17 protein-coding genes, 2 tRNA genes and 3 rRNA genes are annotated in these 26,897 nt (G+C 68.0%); 8 read left to right on the plus strand and 14 right to left on the minus strand.

What is annotated here, in order from left to right; translation table 11 throughout:
- Positions 1-68: 68 nt before the first annotated feature.
- The gene (locus NAF06_RS05420; protein ID WP_008582923.1) at positions 69-4,022 is read left to right on the plus strand and encodes a glycoside hydrolase family 97 N-terminal domain-containing protein; all 3,954 of its coding nucleotides are present in this window, start codon (positions 69-71) and stop codon (positions 4,020-4,022) included.
- A 56-nt stretch (positions 4,023-4,078) separates the two neighbouring features.
- Here NAF06_RS05420 and NAF06_RS05425 read toward each other — a convergent pair whose 3' ends face one another.
- The 3 genes from NAF06_RS05425 to NAF06_RS05435 all read right to left on the minus strand — a co-directional run bounded on the left by NAF06_RS05425 (position 4,079) and on the right by NAF06_RS05435 (position 5,631).
- Positions 4,079-4,414, minus strand: a complete 336-nt coding sequence (locus NAF06_RS05425) for a NifU family protein (RefSeq protein ID WP_006629217.1) — start codon at positions 4,412-4,414, stop codon at positions 4,079-4,081.
- A gap of 173 nt (positions 4,415-4,587) precedes the next feature.
- A complete protein-coding gene (locus NAF06_RS05430) occupies positions 4,588-4,926 on the minus strand; it encodes a hypothetical protein (protein ID WP_008582926.1) in 339 nt (112 codons plus the stop codon).
- Positions 4,927-5,013: 87 nt separating this feature from the next.
- Positions 5,014-5,631, minus strand: coding sequence for a 2Fe-2S iron-sulfur cluster-binding protein (locus NAF06_RS05435; RefSeq protein ID WP_049908670.1), 618 nt, complete (start codon positions 5,629-5,631; stop codon positions 5,014-5,016).
- A gap of 144 nt (positions 5,632-5,775) precedes the next feature.
- Here NAF06_RS05435 and NAF06_RS05440 point away from each other — a divergent pair, with 144 nt between their 5' ends.
- Entirely contained in the window at positions 5,776-6,258 is a 483-nt protein-coding gene (locus tag NAF06_RS05440) for an RNA-binding protein (protein ID WP_008582929.1), read from the plus strand.
- A 584-nt stretch (positions 6,259-6,842) separates the two neighbouring features.
- Positions 6,843-7,697, plus strand: coding sequence for an endonuclease/exonuclease/phosphatase family protein (locus tag NAF06_RS05445; RefSeq protein WP_008582948.1), 855 nt, complete (start codon positions 6,843-6,845; stop codon positions 7,695-7,697).
- Between the two features lie 85 nt (positions 7,698-7,782).
- Here the strand turns inward: NAF06_RS05445 and NAF06_RS05450 are convergent, their stop codons facing one another.
- On the minus strand, positions 7,783-8,475 hold the full coding sequence (locus tag NAF06_RS05450) for a DUF1028 domain-containing protein (RefSeq protein WP_008582950.1): 693 nt from the start codon (positions 8,473-8,475) through the stop codon (positions 7,783-7,785).
- Positions 8,476-8,938: 463 nt separating this feature from the next.
- Between NAF06_RS05450 and NAF06_RS05455 the strand changes: the two genes are divergently transcribed.
- Genes NAF06_RS05455 through NAF06_RS05470 form a run of 4 tightly spaced genes read left to right on the plus strand, consistent with a single transcriptional unit; the run spans position 8,939 to position 16,887 of the window.
- The gene (locus tag NAF06_RS05455) at positions 8,939-11,026 is read left to right on the plus strand and encodes a PrkA family serine protein kinase (RefSeq protein ID WP_008582952.1); all 2,088 of its coding nucleotides are present in this window, start codon (positions 8,939-8,941) and stop codon (positions 11,024-11,026) included.
- Position 11,027: 1 nt separating this feature from the next.
- Positions 11,028-13,430: a serine protein kinase PrkA gene (locus NAF06_RS05460; RefSeq protein ID WP_008582955.1), complete on the plus strand. Its 2,403-nt coding sequence runs from the start codon at positions 11,028-11,030 to the stop codon at positions 13,428-13,430.
- Positions 13,421-14,818 (plus strand): DUF444 family protein, encoded by a 1,398-nt coding sequence (locus tag NAF06_RS05465; RefSeq protein ID WP_008582957.1) that lies wholly within the window; start codon positions 13,421-13,423, stop codon positions 14,816-14,818. The genes NAF06_RS05460 and NAF06_RS05465 overlap by 10 nt, the downstream gene beginning before the upstream one ends.
- Complete coding sequence (locus NAF06_RS05470; RefSeq protein ID WP_008582959.1) at positions 14,815-16,887, plus strand: SpoVR family protein; 2,073 nt, start codon at positions 14,815-14,817, stop codon at positions 16,885-16,887. The genes NAF06_RS05465 and NAF06_RS05470 overlap by 4 nt, the downstream gene beginning before the upstream one ends.
- Before the next feature lie 24 nt (positions 16,888-16,911).
- Here the strand turns inward: NAF06_RS05470 and NAF06_RS05475 are convergent, their stop codons facing one another.
- Positions 16,912-17,619: an alpha/beta hydrolase gene (locus tag NAF06_RS05475; RefSeq protein ID WP_008582962.1), complete on the minus strand. Its 708-nt coding sequence runs from the start codon at positions 17,617-17,619 to the stop codon at positions 16,912-16,914.
- A gap of 1 nt (position 17,620) precedes the next feature.
- Positions 17,621-18,235, minus strand: coding sequence for a VOC family protein (locus NAF06_RS05480; protein ID WP_008582964.1), 615 nt, complete (start codon positions 18,233-18,235; stop codon positions 17,621-17,623).
- Positions 18,236-18,388: 153 nt separating this feature from the next.
- On the opposite strand from NAF06_RS05480, the gene NAF06_RS05485 reads away from it, so the two are divergent.
- The gene (locus NAF06_RS05485) at positions 18,389-18,553 is read left to right on the plus strand and encodes a hypothetical protein (RefSeq protein WP_008582967.1); all 165 of its coding nucleotides are present in this window, start codon (positions 18,389-18,391) and stop codon (positions 18,551-18,553) included.
- A 52-nt stretch (positions 18,554-18,605) separates the two neighbouring features.
- Here NAF06_RS05485 and NAF06_RS05490 read toward each other — a convergent pair whose 3' ends face one another.
- From NAF06_RS05490 to NAF06_RS05525, 8 genes are all read right to left on the minus strand, one after another.
- Positions 18,606-19,982 (minus strand): HD domain-containing protein, encoded by a 1,377-nt coding sequence (locus NAF06_RS05490; RefSeq protein WP_008582970.1) that lies wholly within the window; start codon positions 19,980-19,982, stop codon positions 18,606-18,608.
- Positions 19,983-19,995: 13 nt separating this feature from the next.
- Positions 19,996-20,202: a hypothetical protein gene (locus NAF06_RS05495; protein WP_006629202.1), complete on the minus strand. Its 207-nt coding sequence runs from the start codon at positions 20,200-20,202 to the stop codon at positions 19,996-19,998.
- Between the two features lie 84 nt (positions 20,203-20,286).
- Positions 20,287-21,129 carry a hypothetical protein gene (locus NAF06_RS05500; RefSeq protein WP_008582975.1) on the minus strand — a complete coding sequence of 281 codons (843 nt, stop codon included), beginning with the start codon at positions 21,127-21,129 and terminating at the stop codon, positions 20,287-20,289.
- Positions 21,130-21,235: 106 nt separating this feature from the next.
- Positions 21,236-21,311, minus strand: a tRNA-Cys gene (locus NAF06_RS05505).
- A 155-nt stretch (positions 21,312-21,466) separates the two neighbouring features.
- A 5S ribosomal RNA gene (gene rrf / locus NAF06_RS05510) occupies positions 21,467-21,588 on the minus strand.
- Between the two features lie 153 nt (positions 21,589-21,741).
- A 23S ribosomal RNA gene (locus NAF06_RS05515) occupies positions 21,742-24,654 on the minus strand.
- A 277-nt stretch (positions 24,655-24,931) separates the two neighbouring features.
- Positions 24,932-25,003: transfer RNA gene (locus tag NAF06_RS05520), tRNA-Ala, on the minus strand.
- Positions 25,004-25,172: 169 nt separating this feature from the next.
- Positions 25,173-26,644 (minus strand): 16S ribosomal RNA (locus tag NAF06_RS05525).
- The 16S, 23S and 5S rRNA genes sit together here with 2 tRNA genes alongside, the layout of an rRNA operon.
- Positions 26,645-26,897: the final 253 nt, after the last annotated feature.

The following is a 26,897-nucleotide window of genomic DNA, read 5'->3' on the forward strand; positions in this document are numbered from 1 at the left end:
TTCGTAATTCAATCACTTCGTTCCGTTACAATAGCATTATTGTTCATCGTATACACGGTGCGGACGGAATGGGTGAGAAACGATCACAGCAAACGTTCGACGGGGCGACGCGGCGGGGGTTCCTGGGGAGCGTGGGGGCGCTGGTGGCCGCGGCCGGGTACTCCGGGACCGTGGCGGCCGACGACGCCGCGCGGGTAGCTAACGACGCGGACGACCCGGTTCAGACGGTCGCGTCGCCGGACGGGTCGATCGCGGTGACGGTCGACGTCGGCGACGGGGTCCCGACCTACGAGGTCGCGCGCGACGGGACGACCTACGTGGAGCCGTCGACGCTCGGGTTCGACTTCGGGAATCAGGCGGCGTTCGGGGCGAGCGCCGCCGGCGAGGCCGGTCCCGTGGCGGTGACGGGGACGGAGCGCGAGTCCGCGACCGAGGCGTGGGAGCCGGTGTGGGGGGCGTACGACGAGGTATCGGCCGAGTACAACGCGCTCAGCGTCGGTCTCACGGACGCGGCGGACGACGGCGGGGACGGCGGGGGCGACAGCCGTCAGGCGACGCTTCAGGTGCGCGTCTTCGACGACGGGGTCGGGCTCCGGGTCGTCCTCGGCGAGGGATTCGCGAGCAACCAGCGGCGGGCGGTGGTCGTCTCGGAGAACACCGGCGTCGACTTCGCGGACGACTACACCGCGTGGTGGATCGAGAACCGGGTGACGAACCCGCGGTTCGAACAGGAGTACGCGGAGACGCCGCTCTCCGAGATTCCCGGCGGGAGCGAGGAGCGACGGCCGACGGGCACGCCGATGCGGCGCGGCGCGCACACGCCGCTCACGGTCGACGCCGGCGACGCGTACCTCAGCGTTCACGAGGCGAACCTCGACGACTACGCGGCCGCGACGCTCGCGCCGCGGGACGACGGCGGCGGGACCGCGTTCGCGACCGAACTCACGCCGCTGCCGGAGGGGAGCAAGGCCTCGCTGGAGCTGCCGGCGGCGACGCCGTGGCGGACGATCCAGGTCGCCGACCGCCCGGGCGGCCTGATCGAGTCGCAGCTGGTCCCGCTGCTCTCCGACCCGCTCGACGAGGAGGCGCTGCCGACGGCGGGCGGCGAGCCCGACACCGACTGGATCGAGCCGCGCAAGTACGTCGGCATCTGGTGGACGATGATCGCGGGGCAGGCGAACTGGGAGTACCGGTCCGACGACGCCGTCGCGGGCGGGGGCGGGAACCCCGCGGCCTACGTCCACGGCGCGCGCACCGAGCGGATGAAGCGGTACATGCGCTTCGCGAGCGAGAACGGGATCGACGGCGTCCTCGTCGAGGGGTGGAACGAGGGGTGGGACACCTACCCCGGCGACGGGAGCGGCTTCGGCTTCGGCGTCGACGACTCCTACCCGGACTTCGACGTGCGCGAGGTGACCGACTTCGGTGCCGGCCTCCCGGACCCGGTGGAGATGACGATCCACAACGAGACCGCCGGGAACCTCCCGGGGTACGAGTCCGCGATCCTCGACGGGGACGTCTTCGCGGGCTACGAGGAGACGGGGATCAACTCGATCAAGAACGGCTACGTCTCTGACCCCGGCCTCGGCATCGACGGCGACGGCTCCGAGCCGACCCACAACCAGCACAACCAGCTCGCGGTGAACCACCACCGGCTGGTGATCCGCGAGGCCGCCGCGAACCGCCAGCTGCTGGAGATCCACGAGGGGATCAAGCCGACCGGGGAGATCCGCACCTACCCGAACGTGGCGAACCGCGAGGTCGTCAAGGCGCAGGAGTACGACGGGTTCGGCCAGCTCGGGTCGAACGTCGGCCGCGATCACCACGTCACGCTCCCGTTCACGCGGAACCTCGCCGGTCCCGTGAGCTTCCAGCCGGGCATCTTCGACCTCACCTTCGGCGACGACCGCGGCGACCGGATCCAGACGACGCGGGCGAAACAGCTCGCGATGTACCCGACGTACCTCAGCGGCCTCCAGATGGCGGCCGACCGGATCGAGGGGTACGTCGACGAGACGTTCGGGGTGGGCGAGGGGCTCCACGCCGCCGCCGGCGACCGCGACGGGCTGGTCACCGACGACTCGTGGCGTGACGCCTTCGGCACCAACTTCGTCGCCGTCGACCCCAACCGCGCGCCGAGCGGGTCGTCGGTCTCCTTTACGGTCGAGGACGTGCCGAGCTCCGGGACGTACGACCTCCACCTCCGGTACGCGAGCGACGGCGAGGAGAACGCCGGCCGCGTGATCGACGCCGGCGGGCCGCGGGCCACGCTGCGCGTCAACGGCGAGGCGCGGACGATCGAGCCGCCGTTCACCGACTACTGGGACGACTGGCGGGTGTTCACGACCGAGGTCGAACTGGCGGCGGGCGACAACGAGGTCGCGATCGAACTGGAGTACGACGACGGCGACGGCGGGTTCGTCGGCGACGTGGGCGGGTTCAACCTCAACGCGGTCGCGGTCACCGAGGCCGGGGAACCGTCGCCGATTCCGGCCGAGTACGAGGGGTACGAGCCCGAAAACGAGAACTTCGACGCCGAAGCGGAGTTCGGATTCATCGAGGCGGTCTCGGCCGCGGGCTGGGACGAGACCCGCGTCGTCGGCTCCGCGATCGGCGAGTACCTCGCGATCGCCCGCCGCCACGGCGACGAGTGGTTCCTCGGCGTCATGACCGACGGAAACGGCCGCGCGGTCGACGTGCCGCTCGACTTCCTCGCGCCGGGGAACTCCGGCGACGCCCCCGGCGACTCCGGCGGGGCACCGGGGCGGGGAGACGGAAACGGACGCGGGAACGGAAATGGGCGTGAAAACGGAAGCGAACGCGGCAACGGCAACGGCCGTGGAGACGGACGCGGCAGCGGCAACGACCGAAACGGTCCCAAGTACGTCGCCGAGATATACTCGGACGCGGTCGGGGCCGGCGTCGACGCCGACCCGACCGGGGTCCGCATCGACGAGGCGGTCGTCACGCCGGAGTCGACGCTGTTGGCGTCGCTGGCCCCGAGCGGGGGAACGGCGGTCAGGCTGCGCCCGGCACGGGGCCGCGAGATCGGCCGGCTCCCCGGGTACGAACGCCCGGAGCAGTCGGTCTCGGTGTCGATCGCCGACGAGGCCGACCTCGGCGAGTCGTTCGTCACGGGGACCGGCTCTAACGACGCCGCCTTCGTCGGCGGGACCACCGTCGAGATTCTCGTCGACGGCGAGGTCGCCGCGCTCGACAACGTCCGACTCCCGCCGAACGCCGACGGGGCAACGGTCGACCTCGGCTTCAGCATCTCGCGGATCGGGACGTTCGACGTCGTCGTCCGCGAGGCCGACGGCGGGGGCGAACTGGCGTCCGGGAGCGTGACGGTCGCGCCCGGCGACATCGTCGCCGAGTTCACCGACCCGCGAGGCGACGACGACGGCCCCGGCGAGTACGTCTACCCGACGAACGGCGCGTTTCGGGAGGGTGCGTTCGACCTGCGCTCGTTCCGCGTGCTGGAGACGAGCGAGGAGTACCGGTTCGCGTTCGAGGTCGAGAACCTGTACGACACGTTCGGCGGCGGCTTCTCGCCGCACTACTTCCTCGCGTACCTGCGCGATCCAGAGGCTGACGGCGGGCGGACGGTGCCGCTCGACGACCTCGGACTGGCAGCCGAGTTCGACGACCCGTGGCAGTACCGGGTCGACGCGAGCGGCTTCGGGAGGGGGATCACCGACGCCGACGGAGCGAATCTCGGCACGCCGGAGGTGTTCGCCAGTTTCGACGCGGACACGGCGGTCGTCTCGATACCGAAGTCGGCGGTCGGGGGCGACCTCTCCGGGTGGGAAGTGCTACCGGTCGTCGGTTCGGAGGACCGCGGCGGTCTGCGGGCGGTGGCGGTCGACGCCGGCGACTTCGTCTTCGGCGGTGCCCGAGAGGGCGCGGCGGACAACGCGCCGCGCGTCGTCGACCTGATCACGCCCGACGGCGTCTCGCAGGCGGACGCGCTCGACTACGGCCCCGACTCGCTGGCGTCGCTGCCGTTCACGCCGCTGTAGGGGATAAAGAGGAGGTGCGGGAGCGGACGAGTGGGTGCGGGGTCGGCCCCCGGCGCTCAGAAGTGGTTCGCGGACTCGGTCTCGTGTTTGAGTTCGCCGCCGCGGCCGCCCTCGACGGTGGACGCGCCGTTGTCGCCGGAGGAGGCGGTCCGCACCGTCACGTCGTCGACCTCGTCGAAGTCCATGATCAGGTCGCGGCGGATGTTGTCGGCGGTGATGTTCGAGATGCCGCAGCCGGAGCAGGTGCCGCCGAGTTCGACGACGACCTCGCCGGTGTCGGGGTCCGCCTCCCGCACGACGCTCGTGCCGCCGTGCATCTGGATGATCGGCATCTGTCCGACCATCCACCGCTCGACCCGGTCCGCGAGGCTCTCGTCGCTCTCGTCGCTCATTGTCGCTTCTTCGCCCCCGACGGTATGGAAAGTTGCGGTTTAGGAGCCGCGAGCGGGAAAGAAAGGAACTGTGTCATCGTCGATGAGACGGGAACGCGCCCGGACGGGCCGCGAGCGGTCGCGGCGGAGGCGGCGTTCGAGGCGGCCACGGGGGTCGCAACGGGGAGAGGCCCCTATCGGTCGCGCTCGTCGCTCGCGTCGGGCGACTCCTCCGACTGGCTCGGGAGCCGGGTCGGGTCGGCGGCGTCGCCGCCGCGCATCGAGTCGTCGCGTTCGAGCAGGTACAGGAGCGGGCCGAACGCGGTCAACACGAGGACGCCGGGCAGGGGCGCGTCGGGGACGAGGATCGCCGTGACGACGCTCGCGCCGCCGGTGAGGACGACGAGCGCGGCCCACAGCGCCGGCGTCCCGAGGTCGACGCCGACGCGGACGGCGTCGCGATAGACGGCCGCGGCGATCAGGGCGACGGCGAGGCCGCCGCCGCCGGCGACGAGCGCCGTAGTGAGGGTCATGCGATCGGTTGGTGCGAGACGCGAAAAAGGGTGTCGCGAGCGGGCGCGGGCCGGGAAACGAGTACGGGAGTGCGGAGCGCTGAGGAGCTACGGCGCTTCGCCGGTCTCGATGCTGAAGGAGTCGCGGGGGTACGCGACGCAGGTGAGCGTGTAGCCGTCGTCGATCTCGGCCTCCTCGAGCATCTGCTGGTTGTCGTGTTCGACGAAGTCCTCGGAGGGACCGTCCGCGATCTGCCCGGCACAGGAGACGCACTGTCCCTGCCGGCAGGCGTACGGGAGGTCCCACCCCTCGTCTTCGCCCTGTTCGAGGATGGGCTGGTCGTTCGAGAGTTCGACCGTCTCGCCCTGCTTGACGAACTCGACCTCGAAGTACTCGACCTCGTCTTCGGGGATGTCGCCGGGGCCGGAGCTGACGGTGCCGCCCTCTTCGAGTTCGCCCTCCTCGCCGTCGCCGCCGGCGGGGATCGCGCCCGCGCCGCCACCGCCGCCGCCGACCGCGCGGTTGCCGGGCTCCGGGAACTCCGTCTCCGGGACCGCGGACGCGCGGTGTTCGAGCACTTCCTCGGAGATGTCGGTCGTGGGTTCCCACCCCGTCCCCTTCACCGAGGTGATGAGGACGATGAGCAGCGTCGCGACCACCGCGAGCGCGATCGCGGGCAGGCTCACGATCCTCGTGATCGCCACGATCGCCAGTGGGCCAAACATACGAGCCGATAAGGAGAGGTGGTTTAAGGCCGTTTTGATCGGTCCAACGGCGCGAGACCGGTTTCGAGGGGCGAAGCGGCCGGTCGACCTGGCGGGGGACCGCGGAGCGGTCCATTTATCGGCCGAGCGGCCGACGGAGCGCGCATGGAAGTGAAATCCCGGCACCACCTCCGGAGCGACGAGATCACGGCGATCCGCGAGGCGGTCGCCGACCACCTCGGGGTCGACATCGACGGCGACACGTTCGAGTTCGTCGAGTTCGTCGACGCCGGCTACGAACTCGTCTTGGTCGACGGGGACCCGGCGGTCTTCTACGTCGACGACGACGAGCCGTTCCTCACCGTCCGCGGCGCGAACGACTTCGACCCGGAGACGGGCGTCGTCACCGTCGACGCGGGCGCGATCTCGTTCGTCTCCGACGGCGCGGACGTGATGCGGCCGGGCATCGTCGAGGCCGATCCGGAGATCCGCGAGAGCGACCTCGTCGTCGTCGCCGAGGAGACCCACGGGAAGGTGTTGGCCGTCGGCCGCGCGCTGGTCGACGGCGACGAGATGGTCGGCGACAGCGGGGAAGTCGTCGAGTCGATCCACCACGTCGGCGACGACCTCTACGAGTTCTCCGTCTGAGCCGGCGGTCTTCGTTCTCGAATGTCGCGAGCGACGACGACAACAAACAGAGAACGTCTTGCGGTGGCGCGTGCCTGCGAGCGGTCGCCCCCGGCGGCCGCGAGCCAGCACGCGCGAGGTCGTCGGGCTTCGCCCGACTGCCCGTGGCGCGTCGCGCCACGCTGTCGCCGGCGCGTAGCGCCGGCTGTCACCGGGCGAAGCCCGGTTGCCCGAGGGACCACGTCCCTCGCTGCCAGAGAATCTTCGATTCTCGCTGGAGTCAGTCGCCGGAGCGAAGCGACGGCGACTGACGAGGCTGGGGAGGCGTGAGGTGCTGTGCGGTCGCAGGGGGTGGGACTCGAAGGGGCAGTCGCGAGGCAGTCAGAGGCGACGTAAGCACCGAACGAGGGAGCGACAGCGAGCGAGTGAGGGGCGCAGCGAGCGTCTGACTGCCTCGCGACTGGGGCTTCGGCGGTCTCAGTCGTGACGAGATCAGCAGCGTATGGCCGAGCGACTGGGGCTTCGGTGATCATCTCGTCGACGGCGGTCTCGGCGCGTCGAGCGCTCCGCGTCTTTTAATCGCCTCGCCCGCGACGCCCGACGTAATGACCGCGATTCGGGTGCTGAGCTACAACGTCCGCTACGCCAACCGCGGCGACCACCACGACGCCTGGCACGACCGCCGCGACGCGGTCGGGCGGGTCGTCCGCTTCCACCGGCCCGACGTCGCCGCCTTCCAAGAGCCGCTCCCGGACCAGCGCCGGGACCTCCGCGAGCGGCTCCCTGCGTACGAGTTCGTCGGACGCGGCCGGGAGGCGGACGGGGAGGGGGAGGGCTGTCCCGTCGCGGTCCGGAGCGACCGCTGGGAGGTCACCGAGAGCGACACGTTCTGGCTCTCCGAGACGCCCGGAGAGCCCTCGACCGGCTGGGACGCGTCTCACCCGCGGATCGCGACGTGGGCGCGGGTCGAGCGCGCGGCGGCGGGTCCCGACGGCGGCGACGCGCTCCTCGTCGTCAACACGCACTTCGACCACGTGAGCGCCCGCGCGCGCCGCGGGTCCGCGCGGCTGCTCCGCGACCGGCTCCCGGAGGTGGCGACCGCGAGCGGAGCGGAGTCCGAGGGCTCGGTGCCGACCGTCCTCGTCGGCGACCTCAACTGTACCCCCGGCTCCGAGCCGCATCGGATCCTCCTCGACGACGCCGGGAACGACGAAAACAACGCGGAGCCGGCCGACGGGGACGGTCTCGCGCTCCGCGACGCGGCGGCCGCCGCCGACCTCCGCCACGGCCCGGAGACGAGCCTCACGGACTTCGCCCGACTGATCGACGGCCGCCGGATCGACCACGCGCTCGTCTCGCCGGAGCTCTCGGTCGAGGCGTTCGCCACGCTCACGGACCGGGACGACCGGGGGCGGTACCCCTCCGACCACCTGCCGATCCTCGCGCGGCTGTCGCTGTAGGCCGCTCCGCGCCGCCGATCGCTCGCCTGTCGCCGGCCGCCGACTGCTCGTCGTCCGCCCGCCGCCGACCAGCCGCCAACCCCGGCTACTCGTCGTCGGCCTCCTCGGCGTACTTCTCCAGGATGGTCTCGTAGCCGCGCTTGGCGGTCTCGTACGTCTCGCGGAGGTCGGCCACGGGCGTCTCGCTCGCGTCGACGCGGAGGTCGTTGTAGTACGGGTCGTCGGCCTCCGCCTCGGTGTTCTCGACGATCAGCGCCGCGGACTGGACCTCGAGGTCCTCGCGCTTGTCGCCGCCCGCGGCGTGGCCCGCGGCGAGGGCGTCGATCAGCCGCTCGGCGAGCGGCGCGTCGCCGTGCGCGTCGGACTCGTAGGCAGCGGCGGTGTCCTCGATCACGTCCTCGCCGGTCAGGAGGTTGCCCGCCACGGTGTAGTTTTCCCCCTCCGTGTGACCGTACCAGTCGTTACACTCGTCGCCGGAGAAGGCGAACGTCCCGTCGGCGTCGACGCCGTGGAGCTGGCGCTCGGCGCTCCCCTCGTCGGCGTTCAGGAGTGCTTGGAGGGCGTCGTCGACCGCGAGCCCGTCGCCGAGGTACTCGATCCCCTTCCGGCCCAGTTCGACGTTGACGAGCGACTGGGTCGCCACCGCCCCGTCGGCGGAGGCGAACGGGCAGAGCGTGCCCACGCCCGGCAGCCGGGTGGTCACCGCCACGCCGAACCGGGTCTGGTCGTCGCCGTCCTCGTCGGTGTACCGCTCGCGAACGCAGATGCTGAACGTCACACCCGTACTGCGGCGGCGACCCGCAAAAGGGTGGGTTCCGGGGCCGATGGATCCGGTTCCACGAAGACGGTTCCGGCTCCGCGAACCACGAAGCCGGATCCGGCCCCGCGAACGACGATGCGCGCGCGAGCCGTTCCGGCGGGGCGGCCGACCACCCCTGCCGTCGATCTCACGAACGTCAGATAAACCCGGCCGACGGACCGTCAGCGATCGGGGCGGATCCGGCGACGGCGGCGGCGGCGATCGGGTCGTGTCGGATGTCAACTGCCGACATACTTATCCGTGCCAATCCCCCCCACATATATAGCCTCGGATACGGGCGAACCGACCACCGGACCGACGCACACGCCGACGACGCGCTGCTCGCGGCTCGACGAGTTGTTGACACGCGCACGGAGAGCGACCGCTCCGTCGGCCGCGTCGGCCGGAGACGCCGCCCGGACCTCCGAGCGAACGTGATACGATGGCAGACACCACCGCGGAACGACACACGCTCGAACGGCTCAGCGAGGAGTACCGGACGGAGGTCCCCGACGACCTCAGAGCGGCGCGATCGTTCGACTGGTACCTCGACGCGCTGTACGACGACCCGCGGGTCGCGCGGAACGCCCACCAGCGCGTCGCGGACATGTTCGACCACTACGGGACCCACTACGACGAGGAGCGCGGCGTCGTCGAGTACGCGCTCGCCGCCGAGGACCCGCTCCACGACGGCGAGAACGTCTTCTACGGCCGCGAGGTCCACGAGGCGATCCACGAGTTCGTCAACAAGGTGAAGTCCGGCGCTCGGGGGCTCGGTCCCGAAAAGCGGATCAAGCTCCTGCTCGGCCCGGTCGGCTCCGGGAAGTCGCACTTCGATTACCTCGTGCGCCGCTACTTCGAGGCGTACACCCGCGAGGACGCGGGCCGGATGTACACCTTCCGCTGGGTCGACCTCTGTTCGGTGATCGACGACCAAGACCCCGACGACGACGTGGTCCGGTCGCCGATGAACCAGGACCCCCTCGTGCTGCTCCCGAAGGCGCAGCGGCAGGCGGTGATCGACGATCTCAACGAGCGGCTCGACGCCCCCTACACGCTGCGGAACGACCAGCACCCGGACCCGGCCTCGGAGTTCTACCTGAACGAACTGCTCGCGCACTACGACGACGACCTCGAACGCGTCCTCGACGAGCACGTCGAGGTCGTCCGGCTCGTCGCCGACGAGAACCGCCGCGAGTGCATCGAGACGTTCGAGCCGAAGGACAAGAAGAACCAGGACGAGACGGAGCTGACCGGCGACGTCAACTACGCGAAGCTCGCCGTCTACGGCGAGTCCGACCCGCGCGCGTTCGACTACGCCGGCGCGTTCTGCAACGCCAACCGCGGGCTGTTCTCCGGCGAGGAGCTGTTGAAACTCCAGCGGGAGTTCCTCTACGACTTCCTCCACGCCTCTCAGGAGTCGACGATCAAGCCGAAGAACAACCCCCGGATCGACATCGATCAGGTGATCGTCGGCCGGACGAACATGCCGGAGTACCGCGAGAAGACCGGCGACGAGAAGATGGAGGCGTTCAACGACCGCACCAAGCGGATCGACTACCCGTACGTGCTGGAGTACGAGTCAGAGGCGCGGATCTACGAGAAGATGCTCGCCAACGCCGACGTGCCCAACGTCCACGTCGAGCCGCACGCGCTGGAGATGGCCGGCCTCTTCGGCGTGCTCACTCGCCTCGAAGAGCCGACCGACGAGACGGTGACGCTCGTCGAGAAGGCGAAGGCGTACAACGGCGAGTTGGAGGACGAGGAGATCGACCGCCGGAAGCTCCGCGAGGACGCCGCCGAGTCCGCCGACATCGGCGAGGGGATGGACGGGATCTCCGCGCGGTTCGTCGGCGACGAGATCGCCGAGGCGATCATGGACGCGACGCACCGCGACCGCAGCCACCTCTCGCCGCTGTCCGTCTTCGACCACTTCGAGGCGAACCTCGGCGGGCACGGCTCGGTCGCGGCCGACGACCTCGACCGCTACGAGCGGCTGCTCGACCGGGTCCGCGAGGAGTACCGCGAGCGCGCCATCGAGGACGTGCGCCACGCGTTAGCGTACGACGTCGACGAGCTCCGGCGACAGGGCGAGAAGTACATGGACCACGTGATGGCGTACATCGACGACGACACCGTCGACGACGAGCTGACCGGGAGGGAGAGCGAGCCGGACGAGACGTTCCTGCGCGCGGTCGAGGAGCAGCTCGATGTTCCCTCCGACCGCAAGGACGACTTCAGACAGGAGGTGTCGAACTGGGTCTCCCGACGCGCCCGCGAGGGCCGCGGGTTCGACCCGCAGGAGAACGACCGGCTCCGGCGCGCCCTCGAACGGAAGCTCTGGGAGGACAAGAAGCACAACATCAACTTCTCCGCGCTGGTGTCCGCGACCGACCTCGACGACGAGGACCGGAGCGCGTGGGTCGACGCCTTGGTCGACCGCGGGTACTCCGAGGACGGCGCGGCGGAGGTGCTGGAGTACGCGGGCGCGGCGGTCGCGCGCTCGGAGATCGAGGACGGCGGGGACTGAGATGAGCGACCGCACCCGATCCGACGGCGAGTCGTTCGTCGCCGCGGCCGACGAGACCCTGCGGGGGGCGTACGACCCGCCGATGAGCCTCGAATCGTACGTCGACCGCGTGTTGGAACACCCGACCGCGGCCGCCTCCGGGGCGGGGTACCTCCTCGCGGCCGTCGAGGCGTACGGCACCCGGGAGGTCCGCGAGCGCGGCGAGACGCTCGACCGCTACCGCTTCTTCGACGACCCGGCGAACGACGGCGAACACGCCGTGTTGGGGAACACCCGCGCGCTCAACGCGTTCGTCGACGACCTCCGCGCGGCCGCCGCCGGGCGGGGGAACGACGAGACGATAGTCTGGATCGACGGCCCCACGGCGACCGGGAAGTCGGAGTTCAAGCGGTGCCTGGTAAACGGGCTCCGCGCGTTCTCGAAGACAGACGCCGGGCGGCGGTACACCGTCGAGTGGAACGTCGCGGGCGCGGGGAGCGGGGCCGGGGGCGGGACCGGATCGGCGTCGCTGTCGTACGGCGACGGCGGCGACGCGGGCGAGTGGTACCGCAGTCCGGTCCAGACGCATCCCCTGTCGGTGTTCCCCGAGTCCGTCCGGGAGTCGATCGCCGACGCGGTCGACGGCGACGCCTACCCGATCGCCGCCGACGTGGACCTTGACCCGTTCAGCCGCGAGGCGTACGACCACCTCGAATCCGCCTACCGGGAGCGGGAGCGCCGCGACCTCTTCTCGGCGATCACCGACCGCGACCACCTGCGCGTGACGAGCTACGTCGTCGACGTGGGACGCGGGATCGGCGTCCTCCACGCCGAGGACGACGGGACGGCGAAAGAGCGGCTCGTCGGCTCGTGGATGGGCGGGATGCTGCGCGAACTCGACTCGCGCGGCCGGAAGAACCCGCAGGCGTTCAGCTACGACGGCGTGCTCTCGCAGGGCAACGGCGTCGCCACCGTCGTCGAGGACGCGAGCCAGCACGCGGACCTGCTCCGGCGGCTGCTCAACGTCCCGGACGAGCGCCGGGTGAAACTGGACAAGGGGATCGGGATGGACTTGGACACCCAGCTGATCGTCATCTCGAACCCCGACCTCGACGCGGAGCTGGACCGGCACGCCGAGCGCGGCGACGCCGACCCGCTGAAGGCGCTGAAGCGCCGGCTCTCGAAACACGAGTTCCGATACCTCACGAACCGCCGGCTGGAGGCGCGGCTGCTCCGACGCGAGATCGCCGGCGCGACGGCGGTCGCCGGAGGGATCGGCGAGGGGGTCGACGACCGTGGCGGTGCGGACGAGCCGGAGGCCGACGCCGACGACCCCGGCGTGGCCCCGCTGACGGTCGAGGTCCGGGAGTCCGACGGGAGCGTCGTCGAGCGCGAGATCGCCCCCCACGCGGTCGGGGCGGCGGCGCTGTACGCGGTCGTCACGCGGCTCGACGCCGACGACCTGCCCGGCGACCTCGACCTGATCGAGACGGCCGAGCTGTACGAGACCGGCGAGGTCCGGCGCGGCGACGACGCGGTCACCGTCGACGACGTCGACCTCGCCGAGGGGGACGGCCGCAACGGGATCCCCGTCACCTACGCCCGCGACGCGATCGCCGACCTGCTCGCGACGACCGCCGACCGGAGCCACCCCGACCTCCCGGTCGAGCGCGTGGTCACCCCGACGGACGTGCTCGCGGCGCTCGCCAACGGCCTCGCCGACGCCCCCGTCTTCTCGCGGGCGGAGGCCGCGGAGTTCGAGGGGCGGCGCGGGCCGGTCGCGTCGCGGATCCGCGAGCGGCAGCGCGAGGACGTGATCGACGCGATCCTCGCGGAGGAGACCGTCCCCGCCGAGACGGTCGCCGAGTACGTCGAACACGTGTACGCGTGGGACGACGCGGACCCGACGGCGCGCGGCCGCGACGACGAGCCGCCGGACCCGCTCGTCATGAAGGTGTTCGAGACGGAGACGCTCGGACGGTTCGACGAGGGCGACTACCGCGGGACCGAGCCGGGCCGCGACGTCGAGCGCTTCCGGCGCGAACGGGTCATCCGCGGGCTCACGCGCTACGCGTGGCGCAACCGCGACGACGCGTTCAGCGTCGACGAGATGGACCTCGGGGAGGTGCCCGAACTCGAGTCGGTGATCGACGCCAACGAGCTCGCCGACGTGAAGCGCCGGTTCCCCGACCTCGACCCGGCGGCGTGGCCGGACCCGCCCGACGACACCGAGACGGCGCGGGTGAAGGCGGCGGCGATCGACCGCCTGTGCGAGCGCGGCTACAGCCGCGCGTCCGCGGAGCTGACGAGCCGCGCCGTGATGGAGGACGTCCGCGAGGAGTGGGCCGAGGTCGGCGACCCGGCGAGCGACGGCGGGCGGCCGGGCGACGGCGGTCCGAACGGGGGTGAGAGCCCGTGGGACTGACCGAGGACCGCGAGCGGTTCCGGGAGGTCGGCGAGACGCGCCGCGAGGACCTCGCCGAGTTCATCAGTCACGGCGACCTCGGCGGCTCCGGCCCCGACCGGATCCGGATCCCGGTCAAGCTGATCGATCTGCCCGCGTTCGAGTACGATCAGCGCTCCGCGGGCGGCGTGGGGCAGGGGGGCGACGGACAGCCGCAGCCCGGCCAGCCGGTCGACCCCGAACCGGGGGACGGCGACGAGGAGGGCGACCCCGGCGAGGAGGGCGGCGACCACGAGTACTACGAGATGGACCCCGAGGAGTTCGCCAAGGAGCTCGACGAGGCGCTCGGCCTCGACCTCGAACCGAAGGGGAAGCGGGTGGTCGAGGAGGTGGAGGGCGACTTCACCGACACCGCCCGCTCGGGGCCGCGGGGCACCCTCGACGTCGACGAGTTCTTCAAGCGCGGGCTGAAGCGACACCTCGCGACGGACTTCGACGAGGCGTACGTCCTGGAGGGGCTGTTCGTCGACGGTGCCGACGTCGACGACGTGTTCGCGTGGGCGCGCGGCGACGGGGTCCCCGTCTCCCGGGCGTGGATCGCGGACGCGGCCGCGACGCTCGAAGCCGAGCGGGGCGAGCCCGTGACCGCGCTCGACCGCTGGGCGAGCTTCGACGCGCTCGCCGACGGGGTCGAGCGCGACTCCGTCACGCGCCGGATCCGCGAGGAGGGGCTCGACAGCGTCCCGTTCCGGCGCGAGGACGAGCGGTTCCGCCACCCGGAGGTGATCGAGGAGCGCGAGCGCAACGTGGTCGTGATCAACGTCCGCGACGCCTCCGGCTCGATGCGCGAGACGAAGCGGGAGCTGGTCGAGCGGGTGTTCACCCCGATGGACTGGTACCTGACTGGGAAGTACGACGCCGCCGAGTTCCGGTACGTCGTCCACGACGCCGAGGCGTGGGAGGTGGACCGCGAGGAGTTCTTCGGGATCCAGTCCGGCGGCGGAACCCGGATCTCCAGCGCGTACGAACTCGTCGCGGAGATCCTGGAGGAGTACCCGTACAGCGAGTGGAACCGATACGTGTTCGCCGCGGGCGACTCCGAGAACGCGGGCAGCGACACGACCGAGTCGGTGATCCCGCTGATGGAGTCGATCGACGCCAACCTTCAGGCGTACGTCGAGACCCAGCCCGGCGGCGGCGCGGCAAACGCCCGCCACGCCGACGAGGTCGAGGCCGCCTTCGACGACGGCGACGGCGTGGCCGTCGCGCGCGTCTCGGAGCCCGACGACGTCACCGACGCGATCTACGAGATCCTCAGCACCGAGTCGAACGCCGAGTCGGACGGAGCGGGGGCCGGCGGCGCGGGCGGGGCCCCCCGCGGGCGGACCGACGGGGGTGACCGCCGATGAGGGACGACCGCGTCGAGGCGAAGCGCGAGGCCGAGGCCCTCGACGAGCCGGCGCGCGAGGCCCGCGACCTGGCCGAGCGGCTCGGGTTGGAGCCGTACCCGGTGCGGTACTGGGTGGTCGACCACGACCAGATGAACGAGCTGATCGCCTACGGCGGCTTCCAGCGCCGCTACCCGCACTGGCGGTGGGGGATGAACTACGAGCGACAGCGCAAGAAGGACCGACACGGGCTGGGGAAGGCGTTCGAGATCGTCAACAACGACGACCCGGCCCACGCGTTCCTCCAGGAGTCGAACGCGCCCGCGGACCAGAAGGCCGTCATCACCCACGTCGAGGCGCACGCGGACTTCTTCGCGAACAACGAGTGGTTCGGGCTGTACGCGGACCGCGGCGAGGACGGGCCGAACGCCGCGGCGCGGCTGGAGCGCAACGCGGACCGGATCGCGTCGATCGCGTCGCGGACGGACGTCGACCGCGACGAGGTGGAGCGACTGATCGACGCCGTGAGCGCCTTGGAGGACACGATCGACCAGCACAGCCCGGTCGACGCCGCGCGGTCGGTCGAGGAGCCGGGCGTCGCGGACGACGTGAGCGGCGACGACGACCCGCTCGCGGCGATCGAAGAGCGGATCGACGACCTCGACCTCTCCGAGGAGGTTCGCCGCGACGTGTTCGACGACGAGTGGCTCGAAGCGCGGGGCGAGGGGGTCGAGCCGGAGGACCCCCGCCCCGACGTGCTCGCGTTCCTGCGCGACCACGGCAAGCGATACGACCCCGAGAGCGGCAAGGCGGTCGACCGCGAGCCGTGGGAGACGACCGTCATCGACGCGATCCGCGAGGAGGCGTACTACTTCGCCGGACAGAAGCAGACGAAGGTGATGAACGAGGGGTGGGCGACGTACTGGGAGTCGGTGATGATGGGCGGCGAGGGGTTCGCCGGTCCCGACGAGTTCCTCACCTACGCCGACCACATGTCGCGGGTGCTCGGCTCGCCCGGCCTCAACCCCTACAAGCTCGGCTTCGAGCTGTGGACTCACGTCGAACTCCGCGCGGCGCGGCGGGACGTGATTGACAAGCTGCTCCGCGTCGAAGGGGTGACGGCCGAGAACTTCCACTCGCGGATCGACCTCGACCGCGTCGCGGAGCTGCTCGAACCGCACCCGGCGATCGCCGCTGCCGGGCCGGCGACGCTCGACGCGCTGGCCGACCTCGCCGCCGACGGCGACCCGCGGGTCGACGCCGAGGCGGTCGACCGCGCGCTGTCCGCCCGGGGCGGCGACCCGAACGCCGATCCGGACCCGGACGGCGAGGACGGCCCGGACATCGAGCGCTACCCGTGGAAGCTGCTCACGCGCGAAGGGCTCGCAGAGCGCCACTACGTCCTCTCGCGGCCCGAACACCGCGGCGCGCTGCGGAACGTCTCCCGGGAGTCGCTGGCCGAGCGGGCGCGGTACCTGTTCGACGTCGACCGCTACGAGACGGTCGAGGCGGCGATCGAGGACGTCGACCGCGCGGCCGGCTGGGACCGGATGGTCGACGTCCGCGAGAGCCACAACGACGTGACGTTCATCGACGCGTTCCTCACCGACGAGTTCGTCCGAGAGGGGAACTACTTCACCTACGAGTACAGCCGGGCCGCAGACGAGTACCGCGTCGCGAGCGTCGACGCCGACGACGTCCGCAAGAAGCTGCTCCTCCGGTTCACGAACTTCGGGAAGCCGACGGTCGTCGTGTTGGACGGCAACTTCCGGAACCGGGGGGAACTGCTCTTGGGCCACCGGTACAACGGCGTCGCGCTCGACGAGGAGGCGGCGAAGGAGACGCTGAAGCGCGCGTTCGAACTGTGGGGCCGTCCGGTCAACCTCGCGACGATCCGCGTCGAGTACGGCGACGGTGCCGTCCGGCGCGCGAAGCGGCGGGGGGAGGAGCCCGAGGGCACCGAGGTCGGCGTGCGCTTCCAGTACGACGGCGGCGAGGTGACCGAACACGACCTCGACGACGACGTCGAGGCGCGGATCGCGGCCGACGAGGTCGACTACGACACGAAGCCCGACGACTGGCTGGCGTGAGCCGACGCGGAGCCCGCTTTCGGCTCAGGCGAGGTCGGCGACCATCGCCGACACGGCGTCGACCTCGTCCTCGTTGATCCCGTGGCCCATCCCCGGGTAGATCCGCTCGTCCACGTCGCCGCCGAGCGCCTCCAACACTTCGGTCGTCTCGTGGACCCGCTCCTCGGGGATGTGCGGATCGGTGTCGCTACAGCCGACGAACGCGGGCGTCCCGGCGAGGGGACCCTCGTCGCCGTCGGTCGACGCCGCCCCGTCCGCCGCGTCCGCGAGGTAGTCGTCGACGTCGACCGACTCCCCGATCAGGCCGCCGCTGAAGACGGCCAGCCCGCCGTACCGCGCCGGATTCCGCGCGACGAACTCGCTCGCGAGGCACGCGCCCTGCGAGAATCCGCCGACGAGGACGCGGTCGCGGCCGATCCCGGCGTCGACCGCGCGGTCGACCGCCGCGCCGACCGCCCGCAGTCCGGAGGTACGACCCGGCTCGTTGTCCGCGACCGGAGAGAGGAAGGAGTTCGGATACCAGGTGTTGCCGGCGGCCGCGGGCGCGAGGATCGCGACGTTGCGGTCGTCGGCGAGTTGCTCGCCGAGATCGACGACGCTGCGGGCGGTCGCGCCGCGACCGTGGACGAGCACGAGCGCGGCGTCGGCGTCGTCGAGGGGCGTCCCGCCGGTGACCAGCGGCTCGTCGCCGTGCGGGTCGTCGCCGTCGTGTCCGGGGGCTCGACCGGCCATCTCAGACACCGACGCCCGCGTCGGCGTCGGGCAGGTCGTGTTTGTTCACCGGGATGCCGAGCTCTTCGAGCGCGGCCTCCATGTGGCGGTCCTGCGCGAAGTCGGCCCCGTCCTCCTCCCGGAGGCGCTGGGCGGTCGCGAGCACCTCGCCCTTGCGGCCGTCGGGGATCTCGTACTTGTCCGCCGACAGCTCGATGACGAGGCCGTTGTTGTCCTGGGTGTAGATGGAGTGGAAGATGCCGCGGTCGAACACGTTGTACCCCTTCCCGGCCTCCTCGAGGGCCGCCATGATGTCCTCGTACTCGTCCGGTTCGACGCCGAAACACAGGTGGTGGACCGCGCCGGTGCTGACGCGCTGCCCGCGGGCGGACGCGCGCTCGTCGCTCACGAAGACGGTGAGGATCCGGTCGTCGCCGGTGTCGAAGAAGAGGTGGGTCTGCGAGGGGTCGTCGAGGTTCGGCTGCCGCAACACGAGCGGCATCCCGAGCAGGTCGCGGTAGAAGGCGAGCGTGTCCTCCTCGTTGCTCCCCCAGACCGTGATGTGATCGGTTCCGCTGGTGTGGAACGGTGCGTCCGGACGCTCCGGCGTGACCGGAGCCGGGTTCTCGTCGCTCATACCGATCCGAAGGCGACCGAGCCGTATAAAATCGAGAGGGACGGGACCGTGACCGGCTAACACCGGTGTTGTCGGTCCGCGAGTCGGCCGTCGGCCGAGAGTCGACGGCCGCCGTACCGACGGGGTTTAGCGAGACGGGGCTCGACCGGGGGTATGGAACTCGTGTCCGTCGCGAGCCTGTTGTTACACACCGGTACGGAACACCCGGACGCGCTGTGGATCGCGCTCACCGGCGTCGTCGCGTTCGCGCTCGGCGTCGCCGTCGGCGTCTACGGCCGATCGATGCCGCGCCCCGTCGGAGACGGAGACGGCGAATAGGCGGCAGAGCCGGGGCCCGGACCGAAACCGTCAGCGATCGCTCGGGCCCGGGTCAGCCCCCGTACTCCGCCCGGAACCGATCGATGAGCCACCGCGTCGCGCGCTTGCGGTGCCCGTCCGGCACGTAGACGAACGGGATGGGGCTGTCGAACGCCCGCTCGCCGTACAGCCCCCAGTCGCCGGCCGAGCGCGTCGTCCCGCCGTAGGCTATCGGGATGTCGGCCAGTTCGGAGGGCTCGTACTCGGGCACGTACGACCGCTCGATCCACACGTCGTGGACCGGGACGCCCAGTTCGTCGGCGAGGCCGCGTTCGAGGCGGTCGTCGCCGGAGACGAGCCACTCGCCGAACGCCTCGCGGTCGACGTCGACCCGGTCCGCGTAGGCGATCCGGTGTTTCCAGCAGGTCGTCGGGAACCGCCGCGCCCGGTACCGGTCGTACAGGGTCGCGAACGTGGTGTCGGGCCGGTCGCGCGCGAGCCGGCGCAGCCGCTCGGCGACGGTGTTGTCGTCGATCTCGCCGTCGATCACGCCGTCTATCGTCACTGGCGGATCGCCCGTCAGCGCGGCCGCCCGCTCCGTGAGGTCGCGGAGCAGCGCGTTCGCGTACACCGACTTATGGTGTTGGGTCACCCACATGTACAGCGCGATCCGACCTTCGAGGTAGTTGCCGAGCGTCGAGAGCGCCTTCTCGGAGAGCGCCAGCCCCTCGTCGGGGTGGGCGGTGTAGGCGTCGACCATGCGGTCGGTGTCGAAGTTCAGCACGTTCGCGCCCGTCATCCAGTTGTCCCGGGAGATGTAGTCGAGCCGATCGACGTCGACCGGCGAGTGGAGCAGCTGCGCGCCCAGCCCATGCTGCCACGGTCCTCCGCGTTCGTACACCAGACTGTACCCCAAGACGTACGCGCACACCTCCTCCGGGTCGACCGACAGCGACCGCAGCGCGTCGTCGAAGCGGTCGAGGATCAACAGACAGCTCACGAGTTCGTGCGGACTCGCCTCGCGGACCGGCGCGTCGCCCAGTCCGGCCTCTCGGAGCGACGCGACGAAACCGCGGTCCGCGAGCCGGTCCCGTAGCTCCGCCGGGTCGAAGAAGCGCTCGCAGACGTGCGAGAAGGGCGGATGACCCACGTCGTGGAGCAGACACGCGCACTCCAGCGTCGACTGTATCTCGTCTAACGTCTCCGCCGACGTCTCCCGAGTGAAGTACGGCTCCTCGCGGAGGTTCTCGAAGACGCGACGGCCGAGATGGTACACCCCGAGGCTGTGCTCGAACCGCGTGTGGTTGGCGGCGGGATAGACGAGATGGGTCGCCGAGAGCTGTTTGACGTACCGAAGCCGCTGGAACGCCGACGTGTCGATCACGCGATCGACGAGCGGGTCGGCGAGTTCGATGTACCCGTGAACGGGGTCTTTGATCTGTGTTGTCATCTGCGTACGAGTGTCACCGCCGCCAGACCGGCGGTGCGACGCCGAGCGCCCGCACGGCGAACGGGTAGCCGAAAGCGATGGCCAGAACGAGCGCCATCGACGCTGCGAATCCAAACCCGCCGACCGTGCGGTCGACGACCGCCAGCGCGACGAACATGGCGACGAACATCACCGCCCAGTGAGGGGCGAGCTGTCGCACTTTCTCCGTTGTCGGACTCATGATCGAGATAGCGGTCCCGCCGGGTAGTGGCTGTCGATGAGAAATCGGTGGCGAACGGGGCCGACCGCGGTGTCCGGTCGACGATCAGTACCGCGAGGGCATGAACGCCGCCCCGGCGAGCATGATCGACGACAGAACCGAGAGGATCAACACGCGCGAGAGGCCGGTGTTATACTGGTTGAACTCCTCTATCTCGGCCGTCTGGGACTCGTACGCCTCGATGTCCGTCGTCAGCTGAAGCGTCGACGCGTCCGGGAAGTGGGCGACGTACTCCGTGCCGTCGACGGTCACCGTCGAGTGCTGTTCGATCTCGACCGTCTCCGTCTGCGTGGTTTCCCACACGACGACGGCCCCGTCCGCAGTCACGTCGTCGACGGTGACCGCGTTCCCGCCGTACTGGAGCGTGTCCCCGGGCGCGTACGACCGCTCCTCGGGTTCGGGGAAGTACTCGTCAGCCGGGACCGACGTCGTCTCGCCGGACTCGTCGGTCACCAGAACGAACTCCTCGCCGTCCTCGGACGTGACCGTCTGGTTGTCGGCCGAGTCGTCGGCCTCGAGGATAGCCTGCCGGTCGAGCACCTCGACGAGCGTGAACTCCGAGGGGCTCTCACCGGTTATCTCGACCCCCCACTGGCGGTCGTCGACCGACACCGTCGAGCCGTTCGTCCACGTCTCCGACGTCTCCGCCGTGAACTCCCGTTCGAGCGTGCCGGTGATCACGGTCGTCGCTCCGCCGCCGTGGCCACCGCCTCCCTCCTCGCTCTCGGAGACGCTCACGGCGTACGATTCGCCACCGATCTGGACGGTGTCACCGTCGGCGGCGTCTACCTCCGGGTTCTCGAACGCGATTTCCGGACTATCGGCCGTCGCGGTCAGCGCGCCCGCCACGCCCGCGACGGCGAGGAACAGCGCGACGAACACGGCCACAGCGCGTCGTTGCATAGTTCACGCATGGGTCACCCGGTGTTTAACGGTTACTAAGCGGGGCAGTTCGCGAGTGGGACTCGACGTTCCGCCTCGAACGACAACAGAAAGCCAAGGGCCGGATTTGAACCGGCGTTGGGCGGCTCTGCAGGCCGCTGCGTCTGACCGGACTCTGCCACCTTGGCACCAGCCGAACGTACCGCTGTCGAGCGTTTAAGCTTAGCGGTCGCGTGCGAGACCGCGAGCGCGGGGCTCGCGAGTGCGTGAAATGAAATGAAAACAGCCCGCGGGCATTACGCCCGCGGGCTGAAAGTGAGAGCGGTTCGCTCTCGTATGAATGGCGAGGCGGCGACTCGTGGTTCCCAGAGGATCGCTCACTCCAGTACTTCACGATACGCTGGTGGGCTTAACTTCCGTGTTCGGAATGGGTACGGGTGTTTCCCCACCGCTCTGGCCGCCTTCATGCCGACTCTCGGATTTGAACCGAGACCCTCCATGTCTCCGCGCGGAGACACAGAGAGACTCCTGTGTCGGTGTGGTCCGATACCAACCGTGTATAATCGTGCGATCCAGTTACCGCCTGAACTCATGCGAGTCGTGGCGCGTCAGCGCCAATGAATGTGGCTCGGTCTGTTAGTTCTCGTGGGCTTAACACCTCGTTGCCTCGGTGCGTACACCCCGAGTCTATCGAACTCGTCTTCTACGAGTGACCTCTGTGGTACCTCTTTTCCATGTGGGTTTCGAGCTTAGATGCGTTCAGCTCTTACCCCGTGTCGCGTGGCTACTCGGCAGCTGCCCTTCCGGACAACCGATACACCAGTGGCGACCAAACGTAGTTCCTCTCGTACTATACGTTCGTTCACGTCAGGTACCTCACACCCCCAATAGATAGCAGCCGACCTGTCTCACGACGGTCTAAACCCAGCTCACGACCTCCTTTAATAGGCGAACAACCTCACCCTTGCCCGCTTCTGCACGGGCAGGATGGAGGGAACCGACATCGAGGTAGCAAGCCACTCGGTCGATATGTGCTCTTGCGAGTGACGACTCTGTTATCCCTAAGGTAGCTTTTCTGTCATCTACGGGTCCCATTCCGGAACCTCGTAGGTTCGCTAGACCACGCTTTCGCGTCAGCGTTCCTCGTTGGGAAGAACACTGTCAGACCATCTTTTGCTCTTGCGCTCTTCGCCGGATTCCCGACCCGGCTGAGATGATCTTCGGGCGCGCTCGATATCTTTTCGAGCGCGTACCGCCCCAGTCAAACTGCCCGGCTACCGGTGTACTCCTCCCGGAGTGAGAGTCGCAGTCACCGACGGGTAGTATTTCAATGTTGACTCGGTGGCGCGCTAGCGCGCGTACCTGTGTAGTGTCTCCTACCTATGCTGCACATCGGCGACCACGTCTCAGCGACAGCCTGCAGTAAAGCTCTATAGGGTCTTCGCTTCCCCTTGGGGGTCTCCAGACTCCGCACTGGAACGTACAGTTCACCGGGTCCAACGTTGGGACAGTGGCGCTCTCGTTTATCCATTCATGCAAGCCGCTACTGAAGCGGCAAGGTACTACGCTACCTTAAGAGGGTCATAGTTACCCCCGCCGTTGACGGGTCCTTCGTCCTCTTGTACGAGGTGTTCAGATACCCGCACTGGGCAGGATTCAGTGACCGTACGAGTCCTTGCGGATTTGCGGTCACCTGTGTTGTTACTAGACAGTCGGAGCGCCCGAGTCACTGCGACCTGCTCTGTAGAGAGCAGGCATCCCTTCTTCCGAAGGTACGGGACTAACTTGCCGAATTCCCTAACGTCGGTTCTCCCGACAGGCCTTGCCTTGCGCTGGCAGAGCACCTGTGTCGGATCTCGGTACGGACATCGTGCTTGCCTTTTCACGGGCCCTATGTACGGCTGACTTTCGCTGTTTCGCGTTTCGCTCGCTTCGTGCCGTGACGGCGTCCACGAGTTTCCACGATTCGACCGGGCGAATGCCCGGCTCAGCGTTCCACACGGCGTCGGCGTTTACTGCATAATGGCGCTGGAATATTAACCAGCTTCCCGTCGGTGTAGTCAAGTTGTGGTACACCTTAGGACCGGCTAACCCTCGGCTGAACGGCAGTGCCGAGGAACCCTTGCTCTTCAGGCCGTCGAGGTTCTCACCCGACTATCGCTGCTACTGTGACCAGGATTGTCGTTACTGGACGGTCCACACGAGCTCTCGCCCGGGCTTCCGTCCGACCAGTACGCCAACCTACGCGGTTGCCCTTGTCAAGGGCACGGCCAGGTCTCGGTGGTAGATTTGAGCCCCGATCATTTTGGGCGCCTCAAACCTCGGCCGGTAAGCTGTTACGCTTTTCTTAGCGGGTAGCTGCTTCTAAGCTCACCTCCCGGCTGTTTAGGGCTTGAGACCACCTTCGAATCGCACTTAATCTACACTTTGGGACCTTAACCCGGCTCTGGGTTGTTCCCCTCACGGTACACAGGCTTACCCCGCGCACCGGACTCCCTTCGTCTACAGCGCCTGCGGGTTTGGAGTTCGACAGGATGGCCGACTCCTCTCGGAGGCGGGTCATCCAATCGGTAGCTCTACCCCGCGGGCTACCTCGGAAGAGGTCATGCTTCGACATGTTTCGGTTGGAACCAGCTGTTGCCAGGCTCGATGGGCCTTTCACCCCTACACACGAGTCACGAGAGGGTATTGTAGAACACCAACTCTAACAGGCCTCCACGTGGCTTTCGCCACGCTTCACCTTGCTCGCGCGTAGATCGCCTGGTTTCGGGTCGCACCCAATTGACTCCCCGCGCTTGAACACGGTGGCCCTCGCAATGCTGCGGCCGTATCGGTTTCCCTGCGCCTTCCCCGGTTCACGGGTTAGACTCGCCAATCAAGTGCACTCCCTGGGTCGTTTTTCAAAACGCACGACACGACGCCGGCTCGATTCTCTTCCTACTGGAGGATCGCTCCTCGGTCGTTTTGAGAATCGCCTTGTACGCCCTGTCGCTCGATCGCCAGCTGATTTCAGGCCCTATTGCACCGCCCTTTTCGGGGTGCTTTTCAGCGTTCGCTCACGCTACTTGTTCGCTATCGGTCTCGAGGAGTGTTTAGCCTTCTCAGGGGATGCCTGAGATGTTCACAGAGGATATCCGACCCCTGCTACTCTGGATTTGACGCCATCCGTACTGACTCATCTTACGGGGTTGTCACCCTGTTTCACGCTCCGTTCCAGGAGACTTCAGATGAGTTGTCGAGATTTGGTTGTCAACCCGAACACCACATTGGTCCGAAGACCTTCGGTTTGGGCTGTGTCGCGTTTACTCGCGGTTACTGACGACATCGCGTTTGCGTTCTTTTCCTACCCTTACTGAGATGTTTCAATTCAGGGTGTTCCCTATTGCGCGTGGCAATTGTTGAACGGATTCCGATTGGGAGATCTCGTGTTCTTTCCCTCCATGCGGGTCCCACGAGCTTTTCGCAGCTTGGCACGTCCGTCGTCGGCTCTCGAGCCGAGCCATTCACCAGCTGGCACAGTAGCCAGTAGTGTGTCAACATGCTCTCGAAGGAGAGCGTGTTGACGGTGTCAGAAACACTCGTCAGAGTGTTCCGACTGTATATGGTTCACTGACGTTCCACGAACTCGGATGAGTTCAGTGGACGTCTGGATCGCACGTATACACGGTTGTCATTGAATCGCCCCGGGTGTGACGGGGCGTTCGTCGAACCCTTCCCATCCGCGGTTTCCCGGGATGGTGCATCGGTCGTCGTGTTCTGTCCGAGTCGCGTCTCCCACTTAAGGGGACGGATTCGGACCGAACGGACATGGACTCACTGGGATTCGAACCCAGGGCATCCTCCTTGCAAGGGAGGCACTCTACCGCTGAGCTATGAGCCCACCTTCCCTGGTGGGAAGGTTTGGTGTCTCGCGTGTTGTGTGAGCCGTGGTCGTTCTGAGGTGTCCAAGCCGGTGGGTGGCGGACGGTACACAGTCCAATGCGAATGAGTAGTGACCGTTCTGGTGAACGGTCTAAGGTGAGCCTCCCGTGTGGGAGGTCTCGGGTCGGTGGAGGTGATCCAGCCGCAGATTCCCCTACGGCTACCTTGTTACGACTTAAGCCCCCTTGCGAAGCCCAGATTCGACGCGCGTGGCGCGCCTCATCCGGACCTCACTCGGGTGCTTTGACGGGCGGTGTGTGCAAGGAGCAGGGACGTATTCACCGCGCGCTTGTGACACGCGATTACTACCGAATCCAGCTTCATGTGGGCGAGTTGCAGCCCACAATCCGAACTACGATCGAGTTTCTGAGATTACCGTCTCCTTTCGGAGTTTGGAACCTTTGTCTCGACCATTGTAGCCCCGCGTGTTGCCCAGCACATTCGGGGCATACTGACCTACCGTTGCCCGTTCCTTCCTCCGTGTAGCCACGGCGGTCCTCCTACTGTCCCCAGCTATCTCGCGATACTGCTGGCAAGTAAGAGTGCGGGTCTCGCTCGTTGCCTGACTTAACAGGACGCCTCACGGTACGAGCTGACGGCGGCCATGCACCTCCTCTCCTGAGACTCGAACAAGGACATCAACCTGGTCGTCATTATCACAGTCGATGCTGGAGAGATCCGGCGTTGAGTCCAATTAAACCGCAGGCTCCTCCGGTTTATAGTGCTCCCCCGCCAATTCCTTTAAGTTTCATCCTTGCGGACGTACTTCCCAGGCGGTCTGCTTAGCGGCTTCCCTACGGCACAGCACCCACTCGTAGTGTGGAGCCACACCTAGCAGACATTGTTTACGGCCAGGACTACCCGGGTAATCTAATCCGGTTCGAGACCCTGGCTTTCGTCCTCTCACTGTCGGATCCGTTCTCGCGACGTGCTTTCGCCATCGGCGGTCCGTCCAGGATTACGGGATTTCACTCCTACCCCGGACGTACCCGTCGCGCCTTCCGGTCCCAAGCCACGCAGTTTCTACCGGCGCCCACCTGTTGGGCAGGTGGATTTCCCGATGGACTTGCGTGGCCAGCTACGGACGCTTTAGGCCCAATAAGATCGGCCATCACTTGGGCTGCCGGTATTACCGCGGCGGCTGGCACCGGTCTTGCCCAGCCCTTATTCTGGTACCGCCTTAGGGTACCGAAAAGCACAGGCGCTATGCCTGTGCACTTGGGATCCCCCTATCGCACTGTCGTACAGTGTAAAGGTTTCGCGCCTGCTGCGCCCCGTAGGGCCCGGAATCTTGTCTCAGATTCCGTCTCTGGGTTCTCACTCTCATGACCCATACCGATTATTGGCACGGTGGGCCGTTACCCCACCGTCTACCTAATCGGCCGCAGCCACATCCTTCGGCGCCGGAGCGTTTGGCATACCACTCATTCCAGTGGTGGTATGGTATGTACTATTAGCCTCAGTTTCCCGAGGGTATTGTGCTCCGAAGGGTAGTTTGGCCACGTGTTACTGAGCTATTCGCCACGAGTATGAACTCGTACGACTAGCATGGCTAAATCGGATCCCAATAGCAATGGCCTCCGGCAGGATCAACCGGAATGAATATCCTTCAGGCCTGATTCCCGGCCTGAAGGGGGTGTTGGCGGGTGTCAACTTCGTGGAAGCGAAGATTGACACACCATTGCATTGGTCTGTGTGGTGTCCGGGGCCAGCCAGCAGCTTGGATGGCACCGAACGACCACGGCTCACATCAGATCACCGCTTACGCCGGAGCGCAGGGGGCGTGATCCTCATCCTTCGCGGACCTGAACGTACCGGACGACGGGTCATAAACCCATCGAAACGGTACGGGT

Origin of the sequence: Halorubrum hochsteinianum (assembly GCF_023702125.1) — an archaeon.
GTDB classification, from domain to species: Archaea; Halobacteriota; Halobacteria; order Halobacteriales; family Haloferacaceae; genus Halorubrum; species Halorubrum hochsteinianum.

Coding starts and splice junctions, on each gene's coding strand:
- NAF06_RS05420 (WP_008582923.1), top strand. CDS start 69: ATGGGTGAGAAACGATCACAGCAAACGTTCGACGGGGCGACGCGGCGG.
- NAF06_RS05425 (WP_006629217.1), bottom strand. CDS start 4,414: ATGAGCGACGAGAGCGACGAGAGCCTCGCGGACCGGGTCGAGCGGTGG.
- NAF06_RS05430 (WP_008582926.1), bottom strand. CDS start 4,926: ATGACCCTCACTACGGCGCTCGTCGCCGGCGGCGGCGGCCTCGCCGTC.
- NAF06_RS05435 (WP_049908670.1), bottom strand. CDS start 5,631: ATGTTTGGCCCACTGGCGATCGTGGCGATCACGAGGATCGTGAGCCTG.
- NAF06_RS05440 (WP_008582929.1), top strand. CDS start 5,776: ATGGAAGTGAAATCCCGGCACCACCTCCGGAGCGACGAGATCACGGCG.
- NAF06_RS05445 (WP_008582948.1), top strand. CDS start 6,843: ATGACCGCGATTCGGGTGCTGAGCTACAACGTCCGCTACGCCAACCGC.
- NAF06_RS05455 (WP_008582952.1), top strand. CDS start 8,939: ATGGCAGACACCACCGCGGAACGACACACGCTCGAACGGCTCAGCGAG.
- NAF06_RS05460 (WP_008582955.1), top strand. CDS start 11,028: ATGAGCGACCGCACCCGATCCGACGGCGAGTCGTTCGTCGCCGCGGCC.
- NAF06_RS05470 (WP_008582959.1), top strand. CDS start 14,815: ATGAGGGACGACCGCGTCGAGGCGAAGCGCGAGGCCGAGGCCCTCGAC.
- NAF06_RS05475 (WP_008582962.1), bottom strand. CDS start 17,619: ATGGCCGGTCGAGCCCCCGGACACGACGGCGACGACCCGCACGGCGAC.
- NAF06_RS05480 (WP_008582964.1), bottom strand. CDS start 18,235: ATGAGCGACGAGAACCCGGCTCCGGTCACGCCGGAGCGTCCGGACGCA.
- NAF06_RS05485 (WP_008582967.1), top strand. CDS start 18,389: ATGGAACTCGTGTCCGTCGCGAGCCTGTTGTTACACACCGGTACGGAA.
- NAF06_RS05490 (WP_008582970.1), bottom strand. CDS start 19,982: ATGACAACACAGATCAAAGACCCCGTTCACGGGTACATCGAACTCGCC.
- NAF06_RS05495 (WP_006629202.1), bottom strand. CDS start 20,202: ATGAGTCCGACAACGGAGAAAGTGCGACAGCTCGCCCCTCACTGGGCG.